Below are 17108 nucleotides of genomic sequence, written 5' to 3'. Positions count from 1 at the left end.
GTGCCGGCGAACGCTTGACACCACGAGGCCGCACCCCTAGTTAGGGCCCCGCGCCGGCTCCCTGCCGGGCCCCTTGCTGGGGCGGAGTAGCTCAGTTGGTTAGAGCAGCGGAATCATAATCCGCGTGTCGGGGGTTCAAGTCCCTCCTCCGCTACCAATCTATTCGATAGCAGAAAAGTCCCAGAAATCCTGGCGTCTGCCAAGAAGTGGTAGTCGCGGCGCCGGATACGTGTCACCGCAATGTGACACCGTCCAGACGCAAGGATTTCGTTAATTGGCACGGGCTGCTTACATCGTCAAAAAAGACGGGCGATACTGGTTTCAGAAGAGATTCGCGGCGCATGTCAGCCGGTCGAGGCAGGGTGCAAGTCACATGCGGCTCGCCCTGCGCACCGGGGATTACCATGTGGCAGTACGGCGGATGGCAAGGGTGCTGGATTCAGTCAGCGAATACGAGATTCAACCCGATCTGGTCGGCCGCGCTGAGGCGCTGATGGCGCAGATGCGCCGCTTCAACACGCGCCTTTCCGCGCCCGGCCATGACGAACTCGTCGAGCGGCGGGCGCTGGAACTTCTCGTAAGCCGTCTCATTGACGAGGCGCGCTGGCGCGACCACCCATTGACCAGCGATCCGCCGGACTTCTGGCACACCTGGCTGGTATTCGCCCAGGGCAATCAGCGTTTCGAGGAAATGGTCGCCCAGGCGGACCATCCTCCTGCTGCAACTGATCGCACCGGGATGGCGCTCGCCAGGGTGCGCAGTGCTTTGCGCGCCTCGACGCGAGTGGGCTCTGCGGTGGCTGACATGTCGGCGGAACACTCCGGCAACTCTGACGCGGCTGATCCGATGATCTCGGAGGTTCGGCGCGCATATCTTGACCAAAGGCGCACCAATGATGGCGACGGCCGGGCCGAGGAAGACGCCGGCATCGTCCTGGACTTTGTGGTCGACTTCCTGGGAGACCGGCCGATGTCGTCGTTGTCGGAACGGGAATGGTTCAAGATCGAGAACGCCCTTCCCGACGTCCCTCACCCGTATGGGGTGCCAAAGGAGTACACTGTATCGCTCCACAAGCGCTGGCAGTATGCTCAGGCTCATGGTTGGGGCGGGCTCAAGCGGATTTCCAAGACCCACTTGAAGAACGGCTGGCACCGCTCGCTGCACGCTTTCCTGACCTGGGCCCGCGAAAAGGGCTTCTATGCGGGGCCTGACTACAAGTTCAACCTGGTCAGTGCCGATAACAGCGAAGCCCAGGAACGGGACGCCTGGCAGCCCGGTGAGATCGTCAAACTGTTTTCCCTGCCCCTGTTCACCGGCGCGAAGTCGAAGGCGTGGCACTGGGAATCTGGCGATGTGTTCGTTCAGAACCACCTGTACTGGGCATACCTGCTGATCTTTTTCGCAGGGCTCCGGCCATCCGAGATCGGGCGCACGCGGCTCGAAGACTTCGCCTTGATCGAGGGCGTTTGGTACCTCGACTACCGTTCGAAGTCAGAAAGGGCAAAAGGAGCGAGCAAGGTCAAAAAGTCGGCCTCAGCGCGGCTCGTGCCCATTCCGCGTTTGCTGATCGATCTGGGGCTGCTTGATCGCAGGGACGCTCTGCTGGGAGCTGGGGAGGATCGTCTGTTCCCTGAATGGAAGGTGTATGTTCACAAGAAGTCCGGCCGTGAGATGTGGGGGCACGAGTTCTCGAAATCGTGGCAGTACATCAAGACCAAGTTTGGCTTCACCCGTGAGAACGTGACGCTTTACGGGGGGCGGCACACCCGGGCCAGCTGGTATGATGAGGCCGGCATCCCCCGTCGTATCCGCCTCAGGCTTCTTGGGCACAAGCCAACGGACGTGGCGGATACTTACGGGGCGGTGCACATCACTCCCGAAGAGACTGCGCTGGTGTTTTCGAAGACGAACTCTGTCGAAGAGGAGGTTGCCGAGATCCTGATCACCGCGAAGCTGCGTGCCGACTTCGGGGAACTGAAAACTGTGACGACGTGGGCTTCATAGAGGTCGGTAATGCCCGCTGCGCACTCAAGGGGTGCGGTCATGGCACGAGCGCGGTGTTCTCTACAGCTTTGTGACCAACAACGCCGAGAAGTCGGCCGAGCAGTTCGCGGAAAAGCTGATGCGTGCTGGCGTGTCCTGCACGCCGCAGCAAGTGGTTACCTCGGCCGACGCCGCGTTTGCGCATCTCGAGGCTCGGTATGCGGCCGGAACCGAGGTTTTCTGTGTTGGCTCCGCCTCCCTTCGTGAGCGCGTCGCGGCACACGGATTTTCGCTAGCCGGCGAGGGGCGCAGGCGGTGCTGGTCGGGCTGGATCGGGAGTTCAGCTATAACAAGATGGCAATCGCGGTGCGCAACATGCTTGCCGGCGCGAGCCTGACCGCAACTAACGCGGACCTGCTCCGCCCGATCGCCGGCACGTTCGAACCTGGGGCGGGGGCGATCCTGCAGTCCATCGCCGCATCGGCAGGTGCGGCGCCTCTTGTCCTCGGCAAGTCCTCCCTGAAGATCGCGCACGTCGCGCTAGCGCGGGTCGGCGTACGCGGAGGATAGCATCCTGATCGGCGATCAGCTTGAAACGGATATCCTGACGGCACAAAGAGCGGCATCCGGTCCGTGCCTGTGGAAACAGGGGTGCCGGTACGGGACGGCAGCGACATTGTTCCCGACTACATTCGGGCCATTAGCGCGCTTGCAGTCCACATCCAACCACAGGTCCGCCGCCACTGACCTCGGAGCCTCTCCCGGCGTGGGCTAGACCTCTATCAGGGTCCGTACGGTGGCGCCTTCGGCAATGGTGGGGTGTGCAGCGTTCAACTGCTCGATGGCAAAGCCGGCGGCGGCCTTGTACCGCGCCATGAAGGCGTTCCGTTCTTCGGCCGGCACAACGTCGTCGATATTGTCGAACTCGCCGCCAGAGCGTTCGTCCACGATGTTCAGCAGGCCGAACGGACCGGCGCCGCGGTTTCGCAGGACCAGTTCGGAGACGGGGCCGCAGAACTTCTGGTCATAGTATTGCAGCGCTGCGGGGGTCACGCCATGCTCGAGCATCGCCGCGCCTAAGTGCCGGGCATCCATGATAGCCTGGCTCGCGCCGTTGGAGCCGGTGGGGTACATCGCGTGCGCCGCGTCGCCCATGAGCACGACCGGGCCATCCTGCCAGGTCGGCACGGGATCGCGGTCGATCATCGGGTTTTCGTAGGCAACGTCGGAGCGCCGGAGCATGTCCGGCACATCAAGCCAGTCGTAGGTCCAGCCGGTGAAGTGATGGGCAAACTCATCGATGTCGACCGGCCGGAACCAGTTGCTGCCGTAGCGCCCCTCGTCCTTGTCGACCGTGACTTCGGCGATCCAGTTGATCATGGCCAGACCTGTCACACTGTCGGGATGCGAGATCGGGTAGAAGACGACCCGTTGCCTGTGCGTGCCGAGACCGACGAATGAGGCGCCGGAGCGGATCGGCCGCGCCAACGTGGTGCCCCGCCACATGATCGCCCCGCCCCAGTGGATCGGCGGCTGATCCGGGTACATGGTCGCGCGCACGGCCGAATGAATGCCGTCGGCGGCGATCAGCAAAGTTCCCTGTTCGCGGAGCAGGGTGCCATCGGCTTTCAGCAGGAGGGCGGTGACGGTGCCGTCCGTGTTCCGCTCATAGGCGGTGACCTTGTGCCCGAGCCGGATAGCTTCCGGTCCGGCGCGCTCCACCAGCGTGCGATGGAGGAGCATATGGAAGCGGCCGCGATGCACCGCATATTGGGGCCAGTTGTAGCCGGCCTTCAAACCTCGAGGCTCGGAATAGATGTCGTTGCCATTAAGGCCGACTAGCGCCCATTCCCGGGCGGGAAGCCCCACCGTGTCCAGCTCGTCCGGTCCGATGCCGAGATCATAAAGCTCACGCACGGCATTGGGTTGGATGTTGATGCCTACCCCGAGCGGCCCCAGTTCACGTACCGACTCGTAGACGGTGAACGGCACGCCGAGCTGCTGAAGGGTCAACGCCGTCGCCAGCCCGCCAATACCGCCGCCGGCAATGATCACATGTGGTTCGGTCAAGGTCGTTCGCTCAGGTTTGTGCCGTACCCGGTGTTACCGATGTACCGGCGGCAGGGCAATGCTGCTGCTTTCCGCAAAGTCGTTTTCGCTATTCGACTGAATAGACAGCGATCTGGACGCCGGTTGGGGTTTTGGCACCAGTCCCCACAAAGACCAGCCGATTGACGAAAGCGTAGGCTGCATGGCCGCTTTCAAGGCGAAGGGTGGAACGCATGTAGTAGGACTCGGGCGACACGGCTTCGCCGGCGACGAGGCTCTTCATCACCTGCTCGGGACCGTGGCGATACCCCTGATCCACCACCTCCACGATCGCGCCATCGTCTGTCTCCAGGGCGTATCGGGCATCCATCAGCGCCACACCATCATGACTGGTGGTCATCCAGTCGGCTCCGCCCGAAAGAATCCGGCCGTTGAGCCTGGGCCCACTGACCATTCCGCCGACAATGGGAACGATCCGCCGCTGCCCTAGGCGCCCTGTACCCATGGTTCGAACTGGTCCAGCTTCCACTTCCAGGGTGCAGAAAGGGTGCAGACCAGGCACCTTCAACTCCAGCATGCTTCCTCCTCGATTTGCCGGGACGTTAGCTTTGGCAGTTTGGTGGTGCAACGTCATTGTGCCGGCTCTCTGGCCGTTGGGGATGTCTTCTGAGCCCCACCGAGGGATCGCCCTCTCCGCACCCACTTTGCGGCGGCCGCGGAAGGGGCTCACATTTGCTTCCAAGTCCGCGGATCGCTACATGGGCAGCGTTCGCCATGCGGTCTCTTGATATTCAGGAGACGGGCAGCGACGCTGCTATGTCTTTGGGAAGCATCTAGGTTCATGACGAAAGCGAAACGGCGGTCCGGTGGCACGGGTCCGACCATGATGGACGTTGCGGCCGCTGCAGGCGTGTCTCAGGCGACTGTCTCGCTTGTGCTGAGCGGCAGCAAGCTGGCCCGCCTGAGCGATGCGACCCGTCAACGGTGAATGAGGCGGCGGAGCGGCTCAACTACAAGTTCGTTCGCCGCAGCCAGAAGAGTGCACCGGCCGGTCCCTCCACCATTCTGTTCATCGCCGATGAAGTGTCTACCGACCCGTGGATGCCGCTGGCGTTCGAAGGGGCTCGGGACCGCGCCCTCAACCTCGGCACCAATGTGCTGATGGCGGGCAGCCATGCCGATGCGGACATCGAGCTGGACCTTTTGGCGAGCGTCGGCATGCGGGATCTTGTAGGTGTCATCACGGCACCATCCTGATCCGGCAGGTGCATCTGCCGGAGGCGTTCGACGGCCACAACACCGTGCTGGTGAACTGCTACGACGAGCAGGGGGTGCTGCCCTCGGTGACACCGGCCGATCTGCTCGGCGGGCGGGTGGCTACGGAACACCTGATCAGCATCGGCCGCCGGCGCATCGGCGTGATCAATGGACAGCAGGGGCTGGACAATGGGCGGCGTCATCCTTGTCGGCGTGCTCGCCGACCAGCAGTTCAACCGCTACCGCGAAAAGCAACGGACCGCCCGCGCCAGACAACGCGGCGTCACAGCGCGAGTGATGGACCTCTAGAACGACCAGAAACGACATACGCTCTTTTCCGTCTGACGAAAGCTGCTGAACTAGGGGAGCTTCGCCGGATATTCTCCAAGAATGGGCGCCCCTCCAAGACGAAAGCCGTTTCCGAGCAACCGCAATGGGTTGAAAGCCGCATCGATAGGGCATGGGGACCAACGGCAGCTTCCGGCCCCCAGATGAGCCACCGCACGCCTGCATGCCGAATGGCGTTTTCAATCAGGGCGACGCCAAGACCGGTCAGGCCGCTTCCGCCCGGCAAGCCGGCTAAGGCCAAGCTGCAAAGGAGCCTGCAGAGTTCACCTGCTCTCGGGTGGCTTCAACCCTGAATTGCCTGGGCGAACGTCCACTGTGCCGTTTGAAGAAACGAGAGAAATAGGCGGGGTCCTCGAAACCGAGCGACGAGGCGATCTCGGCGATCTGCAGGCCGGAATCTTCCAGCATTTGCCTCGACTCCTTCATCAGCCTGGCGTGAATGAGGGCAAGCGGGGTCTGACCGGTTGCTCTCAGGATGGCGCTGTTGAGGCGGTCGCTGCTCACCCGCAAGGAGCGTGCGTAGTCGGCCACAGACCAGTGGCGGCGCATGTGTTGATCGACCAGGTGGAGAAAGCTGCTGACCAGCGCGCGCGGTGCCGGCTGCCGCACTGCGGCGCTGAGGTCCGAATTGCGCCAGAGCAGGATGGACACGATGGCCAGTTGGTGGCGCACCATCTCTGCCGCGGCGCCGCCATTGTCGCGCAGCTCGGTTTCCATGTCGCCGAGGAGGGTCATCAACTGCGCTGCTGCCTTGCGGTCGATCCGTGTGCCGAGCTGGGGTCGTATGGAAAGCCAGCGCACATCTTCGGAAATGTTGCCGGGGAGCCCGACCTGCCCAAGTGCCGTATCCGACGCTGCCATCCAGGCGCCGCGTGAGCCCGCCTGCAGGGTCAACTGAGCGGGTGTACCGGTTGGAATCCAGAGCAGGGTAGGGGCCTGCAGCGTGGTCGCTTCCCCGCGGTAGCTGACCTCGCCGGCTCCGGACATCAGCACGAACAAGCGATTGCGCCTGCCCTGAAGCATCCACTGGCCTTTGTCGAGGGTAGTCGCAATGGCCTGGCTCTCCACCTCTTGGGCGAGGTCAAGCTTTTGGCGGGCGACATGTTCTGATCCGCGCATGGCGTGAATGCCTTAAAAGTACAAGTTTCTCCGCAAATAGTCTATTTCATGCACATGGCAGGTTGGCTAGCCTTGGCCCAGGCGCTTGAACAGGGAAAAAACCTGCAGCGCTCCGACGCCTCGATCTTGGGGCAAGAGGAGGTTATCCATGACATTCGTATCGCGCAGGCTTGCCCTGTGTCTTCTCGGTGTGGGCGCCACGCTTCTGGCAGGTGTCAGCCCAATCGCGGTGAGCGCGCAGGAGCGCGACTCCGTCAAGATCGGCTATGCCGTGTCCATGACCGGGGGCAATGCGGGCGGCGCCGGCATCACCACCATCCCCAACTACAAGCTGTGGGTCCACGAGGTGAACGAGGCCGGCGGTCTTGAACTGCCCGATGGTTCGCGGCTGCCCATCGAAGTGATCGAATATGACGACCGCTCGTCGGCTGAGGAAGTGGTGCGCGCGGTGGAGCGGTTGGTCACGCAGGACCAGGTCGATTTCGTTCTTTCTCCCTGGGGCACCGGCTTCAACCTTGCAGTGGCACCGTTGCTTGACCGCTTCGGCTACCCCCTGATCGCCTCGGCTGCCGTGACCGACAAGGCGCCCGAGTTTGCCGAGCGCTGGAAGCGCAGCTTCTGGCTCCTCGGTGGTGGTGCCGACTATGCCGGCGCCCTCGCCGAAGTGCTCAGCGCCGCCCATGAATCGGGCGAGATCAACGGCGACGTTGCGATCATTTCGGTGGCCGACGGCTTTGGCATCGACCTGGTCAACGCCGCGCGCGAGACATTCGGCGAGGCCGGCCTTAACATCGTCATGGACCGGACCTATCCGCCCGGCACCACCGACTTCACGCCCATGCTCAACGAGGCTCAGGCCTCCGGTGCCGACAGCTTCGTGGCGTTTTCCTACCCGCCCGAGACCTTCGCCCTGACCCAGCAGGCGCAGGTTGCAGCCTACAACCCGGATGTCTTCTATCTCGGCGTCGGCACGCCATTCCCGACCTATCTTGCGGCCAATGGTGACAATGCCGAAGGCGTGCTCAGCCTGGGCGGCATCGACACCTCCAACGAGGCGCTGATGGACTACCGCCAGCGCCATAGCGATTTTATCGGCCAGGCCCCCGACTTCTGGGCCTCACAGATGACCTATGCCGGGCTCGAGATGCTCGAGGAAGCAATCAAGCGCGTCGGCCTCGACCGCGACGCTGTGGCCGAAGAGCTCTCGACCGGCACGTTCACCACGATCCTCGGCGAGACCAAGCTCGAGAACAACCAGCTTCGCGACCTGTGGTGGACCGGCCAGTGGCAGAATGGCGTATTCGTTGCGATCGAGCCGTCCGGACGCAAAGGCGCAAGCGATATCGTGCTGCCCAAGCAGGCCTGGAAGGCACAATAACTTCAATCACCGGCTCCGCGCTCCTGAGCGCGGGGCCCATGCTGCTTTGGAACTTATGTTCGTGACCACCTCACCGCATCGAAGGCGAGGGAAGGGTACTCCATGTTGTTGACAGCGCTCATATCGGGTTTGGTGCTGGGGGGCACCTATGCCCTCGTCGCCATGGGGCTCACCCTGCAATACGGCATCTCGCGCATCATGAACCTCGCCTATGGCGAGGTGACCATCTTTGCCGCTTTTGCTGCCTTTTTCCTGTTTTCGACCCTTGGCATCAATCCACTCCTCGGCCTGTTGGTCGTGCTGCCCGGGGCCTTTGCCTTTGGCTACCTGATCTATGGCATCATGATGCAGCCGCTGGTGCGGCGCTCGGCCAAGGGCGGGACCCTGGAGGTGGATTCGATACTCGCTACCTTCGGTCTGCTGTTCGTCATCCAGGGCGTGATGTTGGTCACCTTCGGCTCAAACTATACCAGCTACAGCTACCTCAACTTCGGCGTAAACGTGCTCGGCGCCAACATTGCGGCGAACCGGCTCCTGGCCTTCGCGTTCGCGGTGATCATCGGGGGAGCGCTGTTTCTGGTGCTGACCCGCACCCGCTGGGGCACCACCATTCGCGCCATCGCCGTGGCGCCAAAGGCGGCGCCGCTCGTCGGCATCAACGTCAACCGCACGGCCCGATTCGCTTTTGCCTTGGGCACGCTGCTGGCCGCCTCGGGCGGGGTCATGATCTCCATGTACCAGACCTTCAATGCCTCGATGGGCGTGGTCTTCACCATGAAGGCGCTGGTCATCGTGATCATGGGTGGTCTCGGCAACCTCATGGGTGCGCTCGTCGCCGGGTTGCTGCTCGGGGTGGTGGAGACGCTGGTCGCCACCTATGTGGACCCCGGCCTGACCCTCGCCTCTACCTACGTCATCTTCCTCGTGGTCCTGCTCTGGAGACCCTCGGGCTTGTTCGGAAAGGTCGCGGGCCGATGAGACGTACCGCTATGGGTTTCGGACTGATCGGGCTCGCCCTCCTCGCGTTCGCCTTCGCACCCACCCAACTGGGCGCCTATGGCGTCGGGCTGCTGCTGGGGATGACTGGTTACGTCGTCCTTGCCAGCGCCTGGGCACTGTTTTCTGGGCCGACCCGCTATATCTCGCTTGCTACGGTCGCCTTCTTCGGCATCGGCGCCTATACGGTGGCCGTGCTCTCCGAGACCCTGCCATACCCCGTCGTGCTGCTCGTTGCAGGGCTGATCGGCCTTGTGGTGGCCCTGGTGGTCGGCCTCGCGACGCTGCGGCTGGCTGGCGTCTATTTCGTGATCTTCAGCTTCGGCCTCGCCGAACTCGTCCGCCAGCTCGTCACCTGGTACGAAGTCAACGTCACCGGCACACTCGGGCGTTACATCTTCCTGCCGATCACTGCCGAGCAGATCTACTGGCAGCTGCTGGCGCTGGCCGCGGCAACCCTCGCTATCGGCTTCTGGATTTCTCGCTCGCGCCTTGGGCTGGCCCTAAAGGTCATCGGCGACGACGAAACCGTGGCCGCCCATATCGGCGTCGACATCTCCCGCGTCAAACTGGCCCTGTTTGCGATCAGTGCCACGATCATCACGCTCGTCGGGGCCATCCAGGCGCCGCGCTGGACCTATATCGAGCCGGCCATCGTGTTCAATCCGACTGTCTCGTTCCTGACTGTGATCATGGCTCTGCTGGGCGGCGCGAACCGGCTGTGGGGGCCGCTGCTGGGCGCCGTACCGCTGTTCCTGTTGTTCGAGTGGCTGAGCGCCAACTTCCCCAACCACTATTCCATCATCCTCGGCCTCATGTTCATCGCCATTGTCTTCGTGGTGCCCCGTGGTCTTCTGGCGCTGGGCGAAGAGCTCATGGGGCGGGTTCGGCGCAAGGAGCGGGCACAGTGAACCAGTTCCTCGAGATCAAGGGCCTGACCAAGCAATTTGGCGGCCTCACCGCCGTCAACGATGTCAGCTTCTCGGTCGATGCTGGTGAAGTGGCTGCGCTGCTGGGCCCGAACGGCTCTGGCAAGACGACCCTGCTGAACATGATTTCCGGCGCCCTGGCGCCCACCCGGGGCACCATCGCCCTGGGCGGCGAAACGATCTCCAGCCTGCCGCCGCACCAGATCGCGCGCCACGGCGTGGCGCGTACCTTCCAGCTGGTCAGGATCCTCCCCTCTCTCACTGTGGCCGAAAATGTCATCGCGGCGCTGGCCTTCCGGCCCAGTCCGCTTTGGGGCAGTGCTGCGCGCGACCAGGCCCATGCGCTGCTGGCCCAGGTCGGGCTGGCTGACCGTGGTGGTGAGCACGCCGACGACCTGACCTATATCGACCAGAAGCGCATGGAACTCGCCCGAGCCCTCGCCGCCGAGCCGCGCCTGCTGCTGCTCGATGAATGGCTCTCGGGCCTCAATCCGACCGAACTGCGCGTGGGGATCGACCTCATCCTGTCGCTGCGCGATCGGGGCATGACCATCATCCTCGTCGAACACATCATGGAGGCGGTGCGGGCGCTCTGCGGCCGGGCGGTTGTCATGAATGTGGGCACCAAGATCGCCGAGGGACCGACCGCCGACGTGTTGGCCGATCCGGCCGTGATCGCCGCCTATCTCGGAGACGGCCATGCTTGAGATCGACAGGCTCTCTCTGCGCTACGGGCGTCATCTGGCACTGGAGGATGTCTCCGTCCGCGTCCTTTCAGGCGAAACCGTGGTCATCCTGGGTGCCAACGGTGCCGGCAAGTCCTCGCTGCTGAAAGCGATCGCCGGTCTCGCGAACCCCGACAGCGGATCGCGGGTGACCCTGGACGGCAAATCCCTCCTCGGCCTGCCGCCGCACGAAATCCCGGAAGCCGGTATCGCCCTGGTCCCGGAGGGACGAGGGGTGTTTGGTGATCTCAATGTGGGCGAAAACCTGTTGCTCGGTGCCAATCCGCGCCGCGCCCGCGCCACCGAGGCCCAGCGCCTCGACCTTGTCTATGAGCTCTTTCCGCGTCTGGCGGAGCGCAAGCGGCAGATCGTGCGGACCATGTCGGGCGGTGAGCAGCAGATGGTTGCCATCGGGCGCGCCCTGATGAGCAACCCCAGATATCTCATGCTCGACGAGCCCAGCCTCGGGCTTGCGCCCATCGTCGTCACCGAACTGTTTGCAGCGCTCAAGCGGGTGCAGCAGACCGGGGTGGCCCTGCTCCTCGTCGAGCAGAACGTATCAATTTCCCTTTCGATCTCGGACCGCGGCTACCTCATGGAGGCAGGGCGGATCGTCGGGTCGGACACGGCCGAAGCGCTCAAGACGGACGCAGCGGTGCAACAGGCATTCCTTGGCGGCACCGCCGTCTGACACTCAGAAGGAGATTTACCGATGGATCAGCTCGGCTTGCTCATAGCGAATGAAGACCAGCAGGCATCCGGTGGTGCCGTGTTTGAGCGTCTCAATCCCATTTCCGGCCAGGTTGCCACGCGCGCCGCTGCGGCCACGGTGGAGGACGCCCGTCGCGCCGCCGACGCCGCCGCTGCTGCGTTTCCGGAATGGTCCAGCACGAGTCCCAAGGAGCGCCGCAAGGTGCTGCTGAAAGCGGCAGACGTGCTGGAAGGCAAGGGCCCGCAGTTCGTGGAGGCCATGGGTGCGGAGATCGGCGCCACGGCCGGCTGGGCCATGTTCAACGTGATGCTCGCGGCCGACATGCTGCGCGAGGCGGCCAGCCTCGTCACCCAAATCAAGGGCGAGATCGTTCCTTCCAACCGGCCCGGAAGCCTGGCCATGGCGATCCGCCAGCCCGCCGGCGTGGTGCTCTCGATGGCACCGTGGAATGCTCCGGTCATTCTCGGCGTACGGTCGCTTGCCACCCCGCTCGCCTGCGGCAATACGGTGGTGATGAAGACCTCCGAGCTCTGCCCGCGCACCCACCGCCTGATTGTGGAAGCCCTGCTCGAAGCCGGCCTGCCCAAGGGTGCGCTCAATGCCATTTCCAACTCTCCGGAAGATGCCGGTGAGATCGTGGAGGCGCTGATCGCCCATCCGGCCGTGCGGCGCGTCAACTTCACCGGATCCACTCGTGTCGGCCGCATTATCGCCGAGAAGGCGGGCCGTCACCTGAAGCCGGCGCTGCTGGAACTCGGCGGCAAGGCGCCCTTCGTCGTCCTCGACGATGCCGATCTCGATGAAGCCGTCGCCGCGGCAGCCTTTGGGGCCTACATGAATCAGGGCCAGATCTGCATGTCGACCGAGCGCATCGTTGTGCTCGACACGATTGCCGACGCGTTCGTCGAGAAACTCTCGGCCAAGGCGAGCACGCTGGTCGCCGGTGATCCGACCCAGGGCAACACCCCGCTCGGTTCGGTGGTCGATGCCGGCGCCGCCCAGCGCCTTGAGCAACTGATCAAGGACGCCACCAACAAGGGTGCCGTGCTCGCCGCCGGCGGCCGTATCGATGGCACAATCATGGACGCGACGCTGCTCGACAAGGTCACTCCCTCGATGCGGATCTATGGTGAGGAATCCTTCGGCCCCGTGGTCACTGTGGTGCGTGTCGGCTCCGTGGACGAGGCGGTGCGTGTTGCCAACGACACCGAATACGGCCTGTCGGCCGCAGTGTTCGGCAAGGACGTCAACCGGGCGCTGTCGGTGGCCCGCCGCATCGAAAGCGGCATCTGCCACGTGAACGGCCCCACCGTACACGACGAAGCGCAGATGCCTTTTGGCGGCGTGAAGGCTTCTGGCTATGGGCGGTTCGGCGGAAACTGGAGCATCGCAGAATTCACCGAGCTACGCTGGGTGACTGTTCAGGATGGCCCTCTGCATTACCCCATTTAGCGTGGGCGGCTTGCCGCCGCTCGCCGCCTCACCCTGATGTGACTGGGCAGCACCTGGATCTCGGCCTGACCTTGCCTGGCACACCAGCCGCGATTCGATTGCTGCCTTTGGTGGCTTTCTCGCCCCGATCACCAGGAGATGGTGCATGAGAACGAGCGTTCGGTGCCGCCGCCTGGACGCTGGAATGGCTGGTGCTGCCGCAGATGGCCACCGCCGCAGGGGCGAGCCTCCGGCTCGGACTGCAGTCGCTGGATCAGCTCCGGTTCGGCACCGAATAGAAGGACCAAGGATGGACAAGACGTTTGCGGATGTCGCCGCCGCAGTGGCCGGCATCCGCAGCCAGCAGCGGGCCGCTGCCGCACAGGCGAATGGCCGTCTGGCGCGCGAGATCACGCCGGTCGCAATCCCGCAGCGCAAGGGTGACCCGAAACTGGTCGAGGTGGACGAACACCCGCGTGGCGATACCACGCTCGAGGCTCTGGCCAGGTTGCCGACGCCGTTCCGCAAGGAGGGCGGCACCGTTACCGCCGGCAACGCGTCCGGCGTCAACGACGGTGCTGCCGCGCTGCTGGTCGCCAGCGAGGCGGCAATCGCCCGCTACGGTCTGACGCCACTGGCCCGCATTGTGGGCGGGGCCGCGGCGGGCGTGCCCCCGCGCATCATGGGCATGGGACCGGCGCCCGCCACCCGCAAGCTGTGCCAGCGCCTCGGCCTTCAGCCGACGGACTTCGACGATATCGAGCTGAACGAGGCCTTCGCCAGCCAGAGTATTGCGGTGCTGCGGGACCTCGGCCTGCCCGAGGATGGGGAGCACATCAATCCCAATGGCGGCGCCATCGCGCTGGGCCACCCGCTCGGCATGAGCGGCGCCCGCGTCGCCGGCACCGCCGCCCTGCAGCTGAGCCTCACCGACGCCCGGCGAGCCCTTGCCACCATGTGCATCGGCGTCGGTCAGGGGATCGCAGTCGCACTCGAGCGGACTTGAGGGCAGGTTCTCCATGAATGCCGCCTGTAAGCTGCCAGTCCGCTTGCGGCCCCAGTGCGTCCCATCTACGGCGCTACGGTTGCCGCTAGGGCCGCAGATCGCTACATGGGCAGCGCTCGTCACGCCATCTCTTGATATTCATGAGACGGGCAGCGATGCTGTTATGTCTTTGGGAAGCATCTAGGTTCATGACGAAAGCGAAACGGCGGTCCGGCGGCACGGGTCCGACCATGATGGACGTTGCGGCCGCTGCAGGCGTGTCTCAGGCGACTGTCTCGCTCGTGCTGAGCGGCAGCAAGCTGGCCCGCCTGAGCGATGCGACCCGTCAACGGGTGACTGAGGCGGCGGAGCGGCTCAACTACAAGTTCGTTCGCCGCAGCCAGAAGAGTGCACCGGCCGGTCGCTCCACCATTCTGTTCATCGCCGACGAGGTCTCCACCGACCCCTGGATGTCGCTGGCGTTCGAAGGCGCGCGGGACAGGGCCCTCAACCTCGGCACCAATGTGCTGATGGCAGTCAGCCATGCGGATGCCGACATCGAGGCCGACCTGCTGGCAAGCTTCGCCAGGCCTGACCTGGTGGGGGTGATATACGGCACCATCCTGACCCGGCAGGTCCACCTGCCGGAGGCGTTCGATGCCCACAACACCGTTCTCGTGAACTGCTATGACGAGCAGGGCGTGCTGCCGTCGGTGATCCCGGCGGACCTGCTTGGCGGGCGGGTGGCGACGGAACACCTGATCGGCATCGGCCGTCGGCGCATCGCCCTGATCAACGGCCAGCAGGGACTGGACAATCCGCGCGATCGCCTGAAGGGCTATCGGCAGGCACTGACCAGCAACGACATCCCCTTCGATCCTGCTCTGGTGCGGCCCGGCAACTGGGAGCCGTCCGCCGGATACGCCATGACCATGGAACTCATGGCGCTCGACAATCCGCCGGACGCGATCTTCTGCGCCAACGACCTCATGGCGGTGGGCTGCTACGATGCGCTTCGCAAGCTGGGGCTGTCGATCCCAGACGATGTGGCCGTGGTGGGGTTCGATGATCGCGAGATCGCGCGATCCATGCACCCGCCGCTGACGACGCTAGTGCTGCCCCAGTACGAAATGGGCCGGGTGGCCGCGGAGATGCTTCTCGACCGGGCCAACGGGCTGAACGTCAAGGGAACCCGGATCAAGGTGGAGTGCGAACTGGTCCCCCGCGCCTCTACTGCGGTGAGCCAGCAGTCGGGTGTTGCGGTTGCCGTAGCAGGGTAGGGAGGCCGCGCGGGGCGGCCTCCGCAAAGGGCCTAGTCCTGGGAGCGGAAGTTCCGCACGCGGTCAAAAGCGACCGCTATGACGATGAAGGATCCGACGAACGCCCCCTGCCAGAAGGTGCTGATGCCGAGCAGTATCAGGCTGTTGCGGATCACCTCGATCAGCAGGGCACCGACCACGGCGCCGAAGGCCGTGCCCACGCCGCCCGCCAGATTGGCTCCGCCGATCACGGCTGCCGCGATGACCGACAGTTCCATGGCCTGACCGAGATTGGTGGTGACGCCACCGAGCCAGCCGACCTCCAGGATGCCGGTAATGCCGGCCGTGACCGCCGAGAAGACATAGACCGAGACCTTGAGTTGCTTGACGGCGATGCCGGTCAGCTTCGCCGCCTGCTCGTTGCCGCCCATGGCAAACAGGTGCTGCCCCCAGCGTGTCCACCGAAAAGCGAAGCCGGCGAAAAGGGCCACGGCGGCAAGCACGATCAAGGGATTAGGCAGACCGAACGTGGAGCCCCCACCCAGCGCCAGGAGCAGGGCGTGGTCGGGCCCGAACTCGTACATCATCTTGTTGTTGGACAGCACCATGGCGAGGCTTCGAGCCATGGAGAGCATGCCGAGCGTGACCACGAAGGCTGGCATGCCGACATAAGCAATCAGCACCCCATTCACGAGCCCGACCAGCACGGCTGCCCCAAGTGCAGCGGGGATGCCGACCCAAATGGGCATCCCGCTTTCCATGAGCACCGCAACCGTCATGGCGGAAAGCACCACCGTGGAGCCGACGGAAAGGTCGATGCCGCCCGAAGCGATCACCGCGGTCATGCCGATGGCGATGATGCCAACAAAGGCGAAATTGCGTGCGACGTTGAAGAGGTTTCTCTCGGTCGCAAAGGTATCGGTGAGCAGGCTCAGGGCGAGGCAGGCTGCCACGGCGGCGAGGAACACCCAAAAGGTCTGGTGGCTGGAAAGGCGGGAGAAGACGCCCCGGTGTTGCGAGGTCTCGATCACCTGGTCCAGGGTTGAGTTGTTGGTCGACATGTTGTGGTCCTCAGTCGCTAGGCGGCTTCGATAGCCCCGGTGATCAGACCGGTGACTTCTTCTGGTGATGAGTCGGCGGCGCGCTTGCTGGCCACGAGGCGTCCCCGGCGCAGCACGGCGATCTTGTCTGCCACTTCGAACACGTCGGGCATGCGGTGGCTGATCAGCACCACTGCAATGCCGTGGTCCCGGAGGTTGCGGATCAGGTTGAGGACCTCCGCGACCTGCCGCACCGAGATGGCGGCGGTGGGCTCGTCCATCAGCACGATACGTGCGTCTGTCAGCAGCGTACGGGCAATAGCGACCGCCTGCCGCTGACCACCGGACATGCGGCGGACCAGGTCCCGCGGGCGTGTCTCCGACTTGAGGCGCGCGAAAAGCTGCGCCGAGCGGGTGCGCATGGTCGCGTAGTCGACCAGCCGCAGTGGCCCGAAGGAGCGGGTGGGTTCGCGGCCGAGAAATACATTGGAAGCCGCCGAGAGGTTATCGCACAGGGCGAGGTCCTGGTAGACGACCTCGATGCCGGCTCGCTGTGCGTCGCGGGGCTTGTGAAATTCCGCCTTGCGACCGCCAACATAAACGGATCCGCCGGTGGGCGCAAAATTGCCGGCGATGACTTTGACCAGCGTCGACTTGCCGGCTCCATTGTCCCCCATCAGCCCGACCACCTCGCCCGGCTCGATCGCCAGCGAGACGTTGTTGAGGGCCTGAATGGCCCCAAAATGCTTGCTCACATCCTCTAGTCGCAATGCGCTCATGCGCCCCCTCCACGTTGTGCGCCGCGTTCGGCACATGGCCTCTTGACGGGCCAGCCAAATGAATGATGATATTATCACATAATATGAACGTAGCTGCTAGAGCGGCGCGCTGATATT

Annotated in this window: 17 protein-coding genes, 1 tRNA gene and 1 pseudogene; 14 read left to right on the top strand and 5 right to left on the bottom strand. The window is 64.1% G+C overall.

Annotated features, from left to right (window positions below):
• Nucleotides 1-80 precede the first annotated feature (80 nt).
• The 4 genes from ACFSX5_RS05325 to ACFSX5_RS05310 all read left to right on the top strand — a co-directional run bounded on the left by ACFSX5_RS05325 (nucleotide 81) and on the right by ACFSX5_RS05310 (nucleotide 2554).
• Nucleotides 81-157, top strand: a tRNA-Met gene (locus tag ACFSX5_RS05325).
• Nucleotides 158-373: 216 nt separating this feature from the next.
• Nucleotides 374-2005, top strand: a complete 1632-nt coding sequence (locus ACFSX5_RS05320) for a hypothetical protein (RefSeq protein ID WP_386832249.1) — start codon at nucleotides 374-376, stop codon at nucleotides 2003-2005.
• A 31-nt stretch (nucleotides 2006-2036) separates the two neighbouring features.
• Complete coding sequence (locus ACFSX5_RS05315) at nucleotides 2037-2381, top strand: hypothetical protein (protein WP_386832248.1); 345 nt, start codon at nucleotides 2037-2039, stop codon at nucleotides 2379-2381.
• The gene (locus tag ACFSX5_RS05310) at nucleotides 2300-2554 is read left to right on the top strand and encodes a hypothetical protein (protein WP_386835691.1); all 255 of its coding nucleotides are present in this window, start codon (nucleotides 2300-2302) and stop codon (nucleotides 2552-2554) included. Before ACFSX5_RS05315 ends, ACFSX5_RS05310 begins: the two co-directional genes overlap by 82 nt.
• A gap of 201 nt (nucleotides 2555-2755) precedes the next feature.
• Here the strand turns inward: ACFSX5_RS05310 and ACFSX5_RS05305 are convergent, their stop codons facing one another.
• A complete protein-coding gene (locus ACFSX5_RS05305) occupies nucleotides 2756-4054 on the bottom strand; it encodes a flavin-dependent oxidoreductase (protein ID WP_386832247.1) in 1299 nt (432 codons plus the stop codon).
• A gap of 88 nt (nucleotides 4055-4142) precedes the next feature.
• Nucleotides 4143-4610, bottom strand: a complete 468-nt coding sequence (locus ACFSX5_RS05300; RefSeq protein WP_386832246.1) for a DUF3237 domain-containing protein — start codon at nucleotides 4608-4610, stop codon at nucleotides 4143-4145.
• A 264-nt stretch (nucleotides 4611-4874) separates the two neighbouring features.
• Between ACFSX5_RS05300 and ACFSX5_RS05295 the strand changes: the two genes are divergently transcribed.
• Nucleotides 4875-5021: a LacI family DNA-binding transcriptional regulator gene (locus ACFSX5_RS05295; protein WP_386832245.1), complete on the top strand. Its 147-nt coding sequence runs from the start codon at nucleotides 4875-4877 to the stop codon at nucleotides 5019-5021.
• Nucleotides 5018-5290, top strand: coding sequence for a hypothetical protein (locus tag ACFSX5_RS05290; protein WP_386832244.1), 273 nt, complete (start codon nucleotides 5018-5020; stop codon nucleotides 5288-5290). The genes ACFSX5_RS05295 and ACFSX5_RS05290 overlap by 4 nt, the downstream gene beginning before the upstream one ends.
• 579 nt (nucleotides 5291-5869) lie before the next feature.
• Here the strand turns inward: ACFSX5_RS05290 and ACFSX5_RS05285 are convergent.
• Entirely contained in the window at nucleotides 5870-6757 is an 888-nt protein-coding gene (locus ACFSX5_RS05285) for a helix-turn-helix domain-containing protein (protein ID WP_386832243.1), read from the bottom strand.
• Nucleotides 6758-6905: 148 nt separating this feature from the next.
• On the opposite strand from ACFSX5_RS05285, the gene ACFSX5_RS05280 reads away from it, so the two are divergent.
• The 8 genes and pseudogenes from ACFSX5_RS05280 to ACFSX5_RS05245 all read left to right on the top strand — a co-directional run bounded on the left by ACFSX5_RS05280 (nucleotide 6906) and on the right by ACFSX5_RS05245 (nucleotide 15193).
• Nucleotides 6906-8135 (top strand): amino acid ABC transporter substrate-binding protein, encoded by a 1230-nt coding sequence (locus ACFSX5_RS05280; RefSeq protein ID WP_386832242.1) that lies wholly within the window; start codon nucleotides 6906-6908, stop codon nucleotides 8133-8135.
• Nucleotides 8136-8237: 102 nt separating this feature from the next.
• Nucleotides 8238-9113: a branched-chain amino acid ABC transporter permease gene (locus ACFSX5_RS05275; RefSeq protein WP_386832241.1), complete on the top strand. Its 876-nt coding sequence runs from the start codon at nucleotides 8238-8240 to the stop codon at nucleotides 9111-9113.
• Nucleotides 9110-10042 (top strand): branched-chain amino acid ABC transporter permease, encoded by a 933-nt coding sequence (locus ACFSX5_RS05270; protein ID WP_386832240.1) that lies wholly within the window; start codon nucleotides 9110-9112, stop codon nucleotides 10040-10042. Before ACFSX5_RS05275 ends, ACFSX5_RS05270 begins: the two co-directional genes overlap by 4 nt.
• On the top strand, nucleotides 10039-10767 hold the full coding sequence (locus ACFSX5_RS05265) for an ABC transporter ATP-binding protein (protein WP_386832239.1): 729 nt from the start codon (nucleotides 10039-10041) through the stop codon (nucleotides 10765-10767). The genes ACFSX5_RS05270 and ACFSX5_RS05265 overlap by 4 nt, the downstream gene beginning before the upstream one ends.
• Entirely contained in the window at nucleotides 10760-11476 is a 717-nt protein-coding gene (locus ACFSX5_RS05260) for an ABC transporter ATP-binding protein (protein ID WP_386832238.1), read from the top strand. Before ACFSX5_RS05265 ends, ACFSX5_RS05260 begins: the two co-directional genes overlap by 8 nt.
• 21 nt (nucleotides 11477-11497) lie before the next feature.
• The gene (locus ACFSX5_RS05255; RefSeq protein ID WP_386832237.1) at nucleotides 11498-12949 is read left to right on the top strand and encodes an aldehyde dehydrogenase; all 1452 of its coding nucleotides are present in this window, start codon (nucleotides 11498-11500) and stop codon (nucleotides 12947-12949) included.
• Between the two features lie 331 nt (nucleotides 12950-13280).
• Nucleotides 13281-13934: pseudogene (locus ACFSX5_RS05250) on the top strand (acetyl-CoA C-acyltransferase); the annotation flags it as partial.
• 188 nt (nucleotides 13935-14122) lie between these two features.
• Nucleotides 14123-15193 (top strand): LacI family DNA-binding transcriptional regulator, encoded by a 1071-nt coding sequence (locus tag ACFSX5_RS05245; RefSeq protein WP_386832236.1) that lies wholly within the window; start codon nucleotides 14123-14125, stop codon nucleotides 15191-15193.
• Between the two features lie 32 nt (nucleotides 15194-15225).
• On the opposite strand, the gene ACFSX5_RS05240 is transcribed toward ACFSX5_RS05245, so the two are convergent.
• Nucleotides 15226-16233: an ABC transporter permease gene (locus ACFSX5_RS05240; RefSeq protein WP_386832235.1), complete on the bottom strand. Its 1008-nt coding sequence runs from the start codon at nucleotides 16231-16233 to the stop codon at nucleotides 15226-15228.
• Between the two features lie 17 nt (nucleotides 16234-16250).
• Complete coding sequence (locus ACFSX5_RS05235; RefSeq protein WP_386832234.1) at nucleotides 16251-16991, bottom strand: ATP-binding cassette domain-containing protein; 741 nt, start codon at nucleotides 16989-16991, stop codon at nucleotides 16251-16253.
• Nucleotides 16992-17108: the final 117 nt, after the last annotated feature.

Origin of the sequence: Devosia albogilva (assembly GCF_042685625.1) — a bacterium.
Lineage (GTDB): Bacteria > Pseudomonadota > Alphaproteobacteria > Rhizobiales > Devosiaceae > Devosia > Devosia albogilva.
Note: the sequence above shows the minus strand (reverse complement) of the source record. Positions and strands in the feature narration are given on the sequence as shown.

What these genes read in the sequence shown, in the direction of transcription:
- ACFSX5_RS05300 (WP_386832246.1), bottom strand. Translation starts at nt 4,610, where the DNA reads ATGCTGGAGTTGAAGGTGCCTGGTCTGCACCCTTTCTGCACCCTGGAA.
- ACFSX5_RS05240 (WP_386832235.1), bottom strand. Translation starts at nt 16,233, where the DNA reads ATGTCGACCAACAACTCAACCCTGGACCAGGTGATCGAGACCTCGCAA.
- ACFSX5_RS05245 (WP_386832236.1), top strand. Translation starts at nt 14,123, where the DNA reads ATGACGAAAGCGAAACGGCGGTCCGGCGGCACGGGTCCGACCATGATG.
- ACFSX5_RS05275 (WP_386832241.1), top strand. Translation starts at nt 8,238, where the DNA reads ATGTTGTTGACAGCGCTCATATCGGGTTTGGTGCTGGGGGGCACCTAT.
- ACFSX5_RS05285 (WP_386832243.1), bottom strand. Translation starts at nt 6,757, where the DNA reads ATGCGCGGATCAGAACATGTCGCCCGCCAAAAGCTTGACCTCGCCCAA.
- ACFSX5_RS05270 (WP_386832240.1), top strand. Translation starts at nt 9,110, where the DNA reads ATGAGACGTACCGCTATGGGTTTCGGACTGATCGGGCTCGCCCTCCTC.
- ACFSX5_RS05320 (WP_386832249.1), top strand. Translation starts at nt 374, where the DNA reads ATGCGGCTCGCCCTGCGCACCGGGGATTACCATGTGGCAGTACGGCGG.
- ACFSX5_RS05260 (WP_386832238.1), top strand. Translation starts at nt 10,760, where the DNA reads ATGCTTGAGATCGACAGGCTCTCTCTGCGCTACGGGCGTCATCTGGCA.
- ACFSX5_RS05235 (WP_386832234.1), bottom strand. Translation starts at nt 16,991, where the DNA reads ATGAGCGCATTGCGACTAGAGGATGTGAGCAAGCATTTTGGGGCCATT.
- ACFSX5_RS05255 (WP_386832237.1), top strand. Translation starts at nt 11,498, where the DNA reads ATGGATCAGCTCGGCTTGCTCATAGCGAATGAAGACCAGCAGGCATCC.
- ACFSX5_RS05280 (WP_386832242.1), top strand. Translation starts at nt 6,906, where the DNA reads ATGACATTCGTATCGCGCAGGCTTGCCCTGTGTCTTCTCGGTGTGGGC.
- ACFSX5_RS05295 (WP_386832245.1), top strand. Translation starts at nt 4,875, where the DNA reads ATGACGAAAGCGAAACGGCGGTCCGGTGGCACGGGTCCGACCATGATG.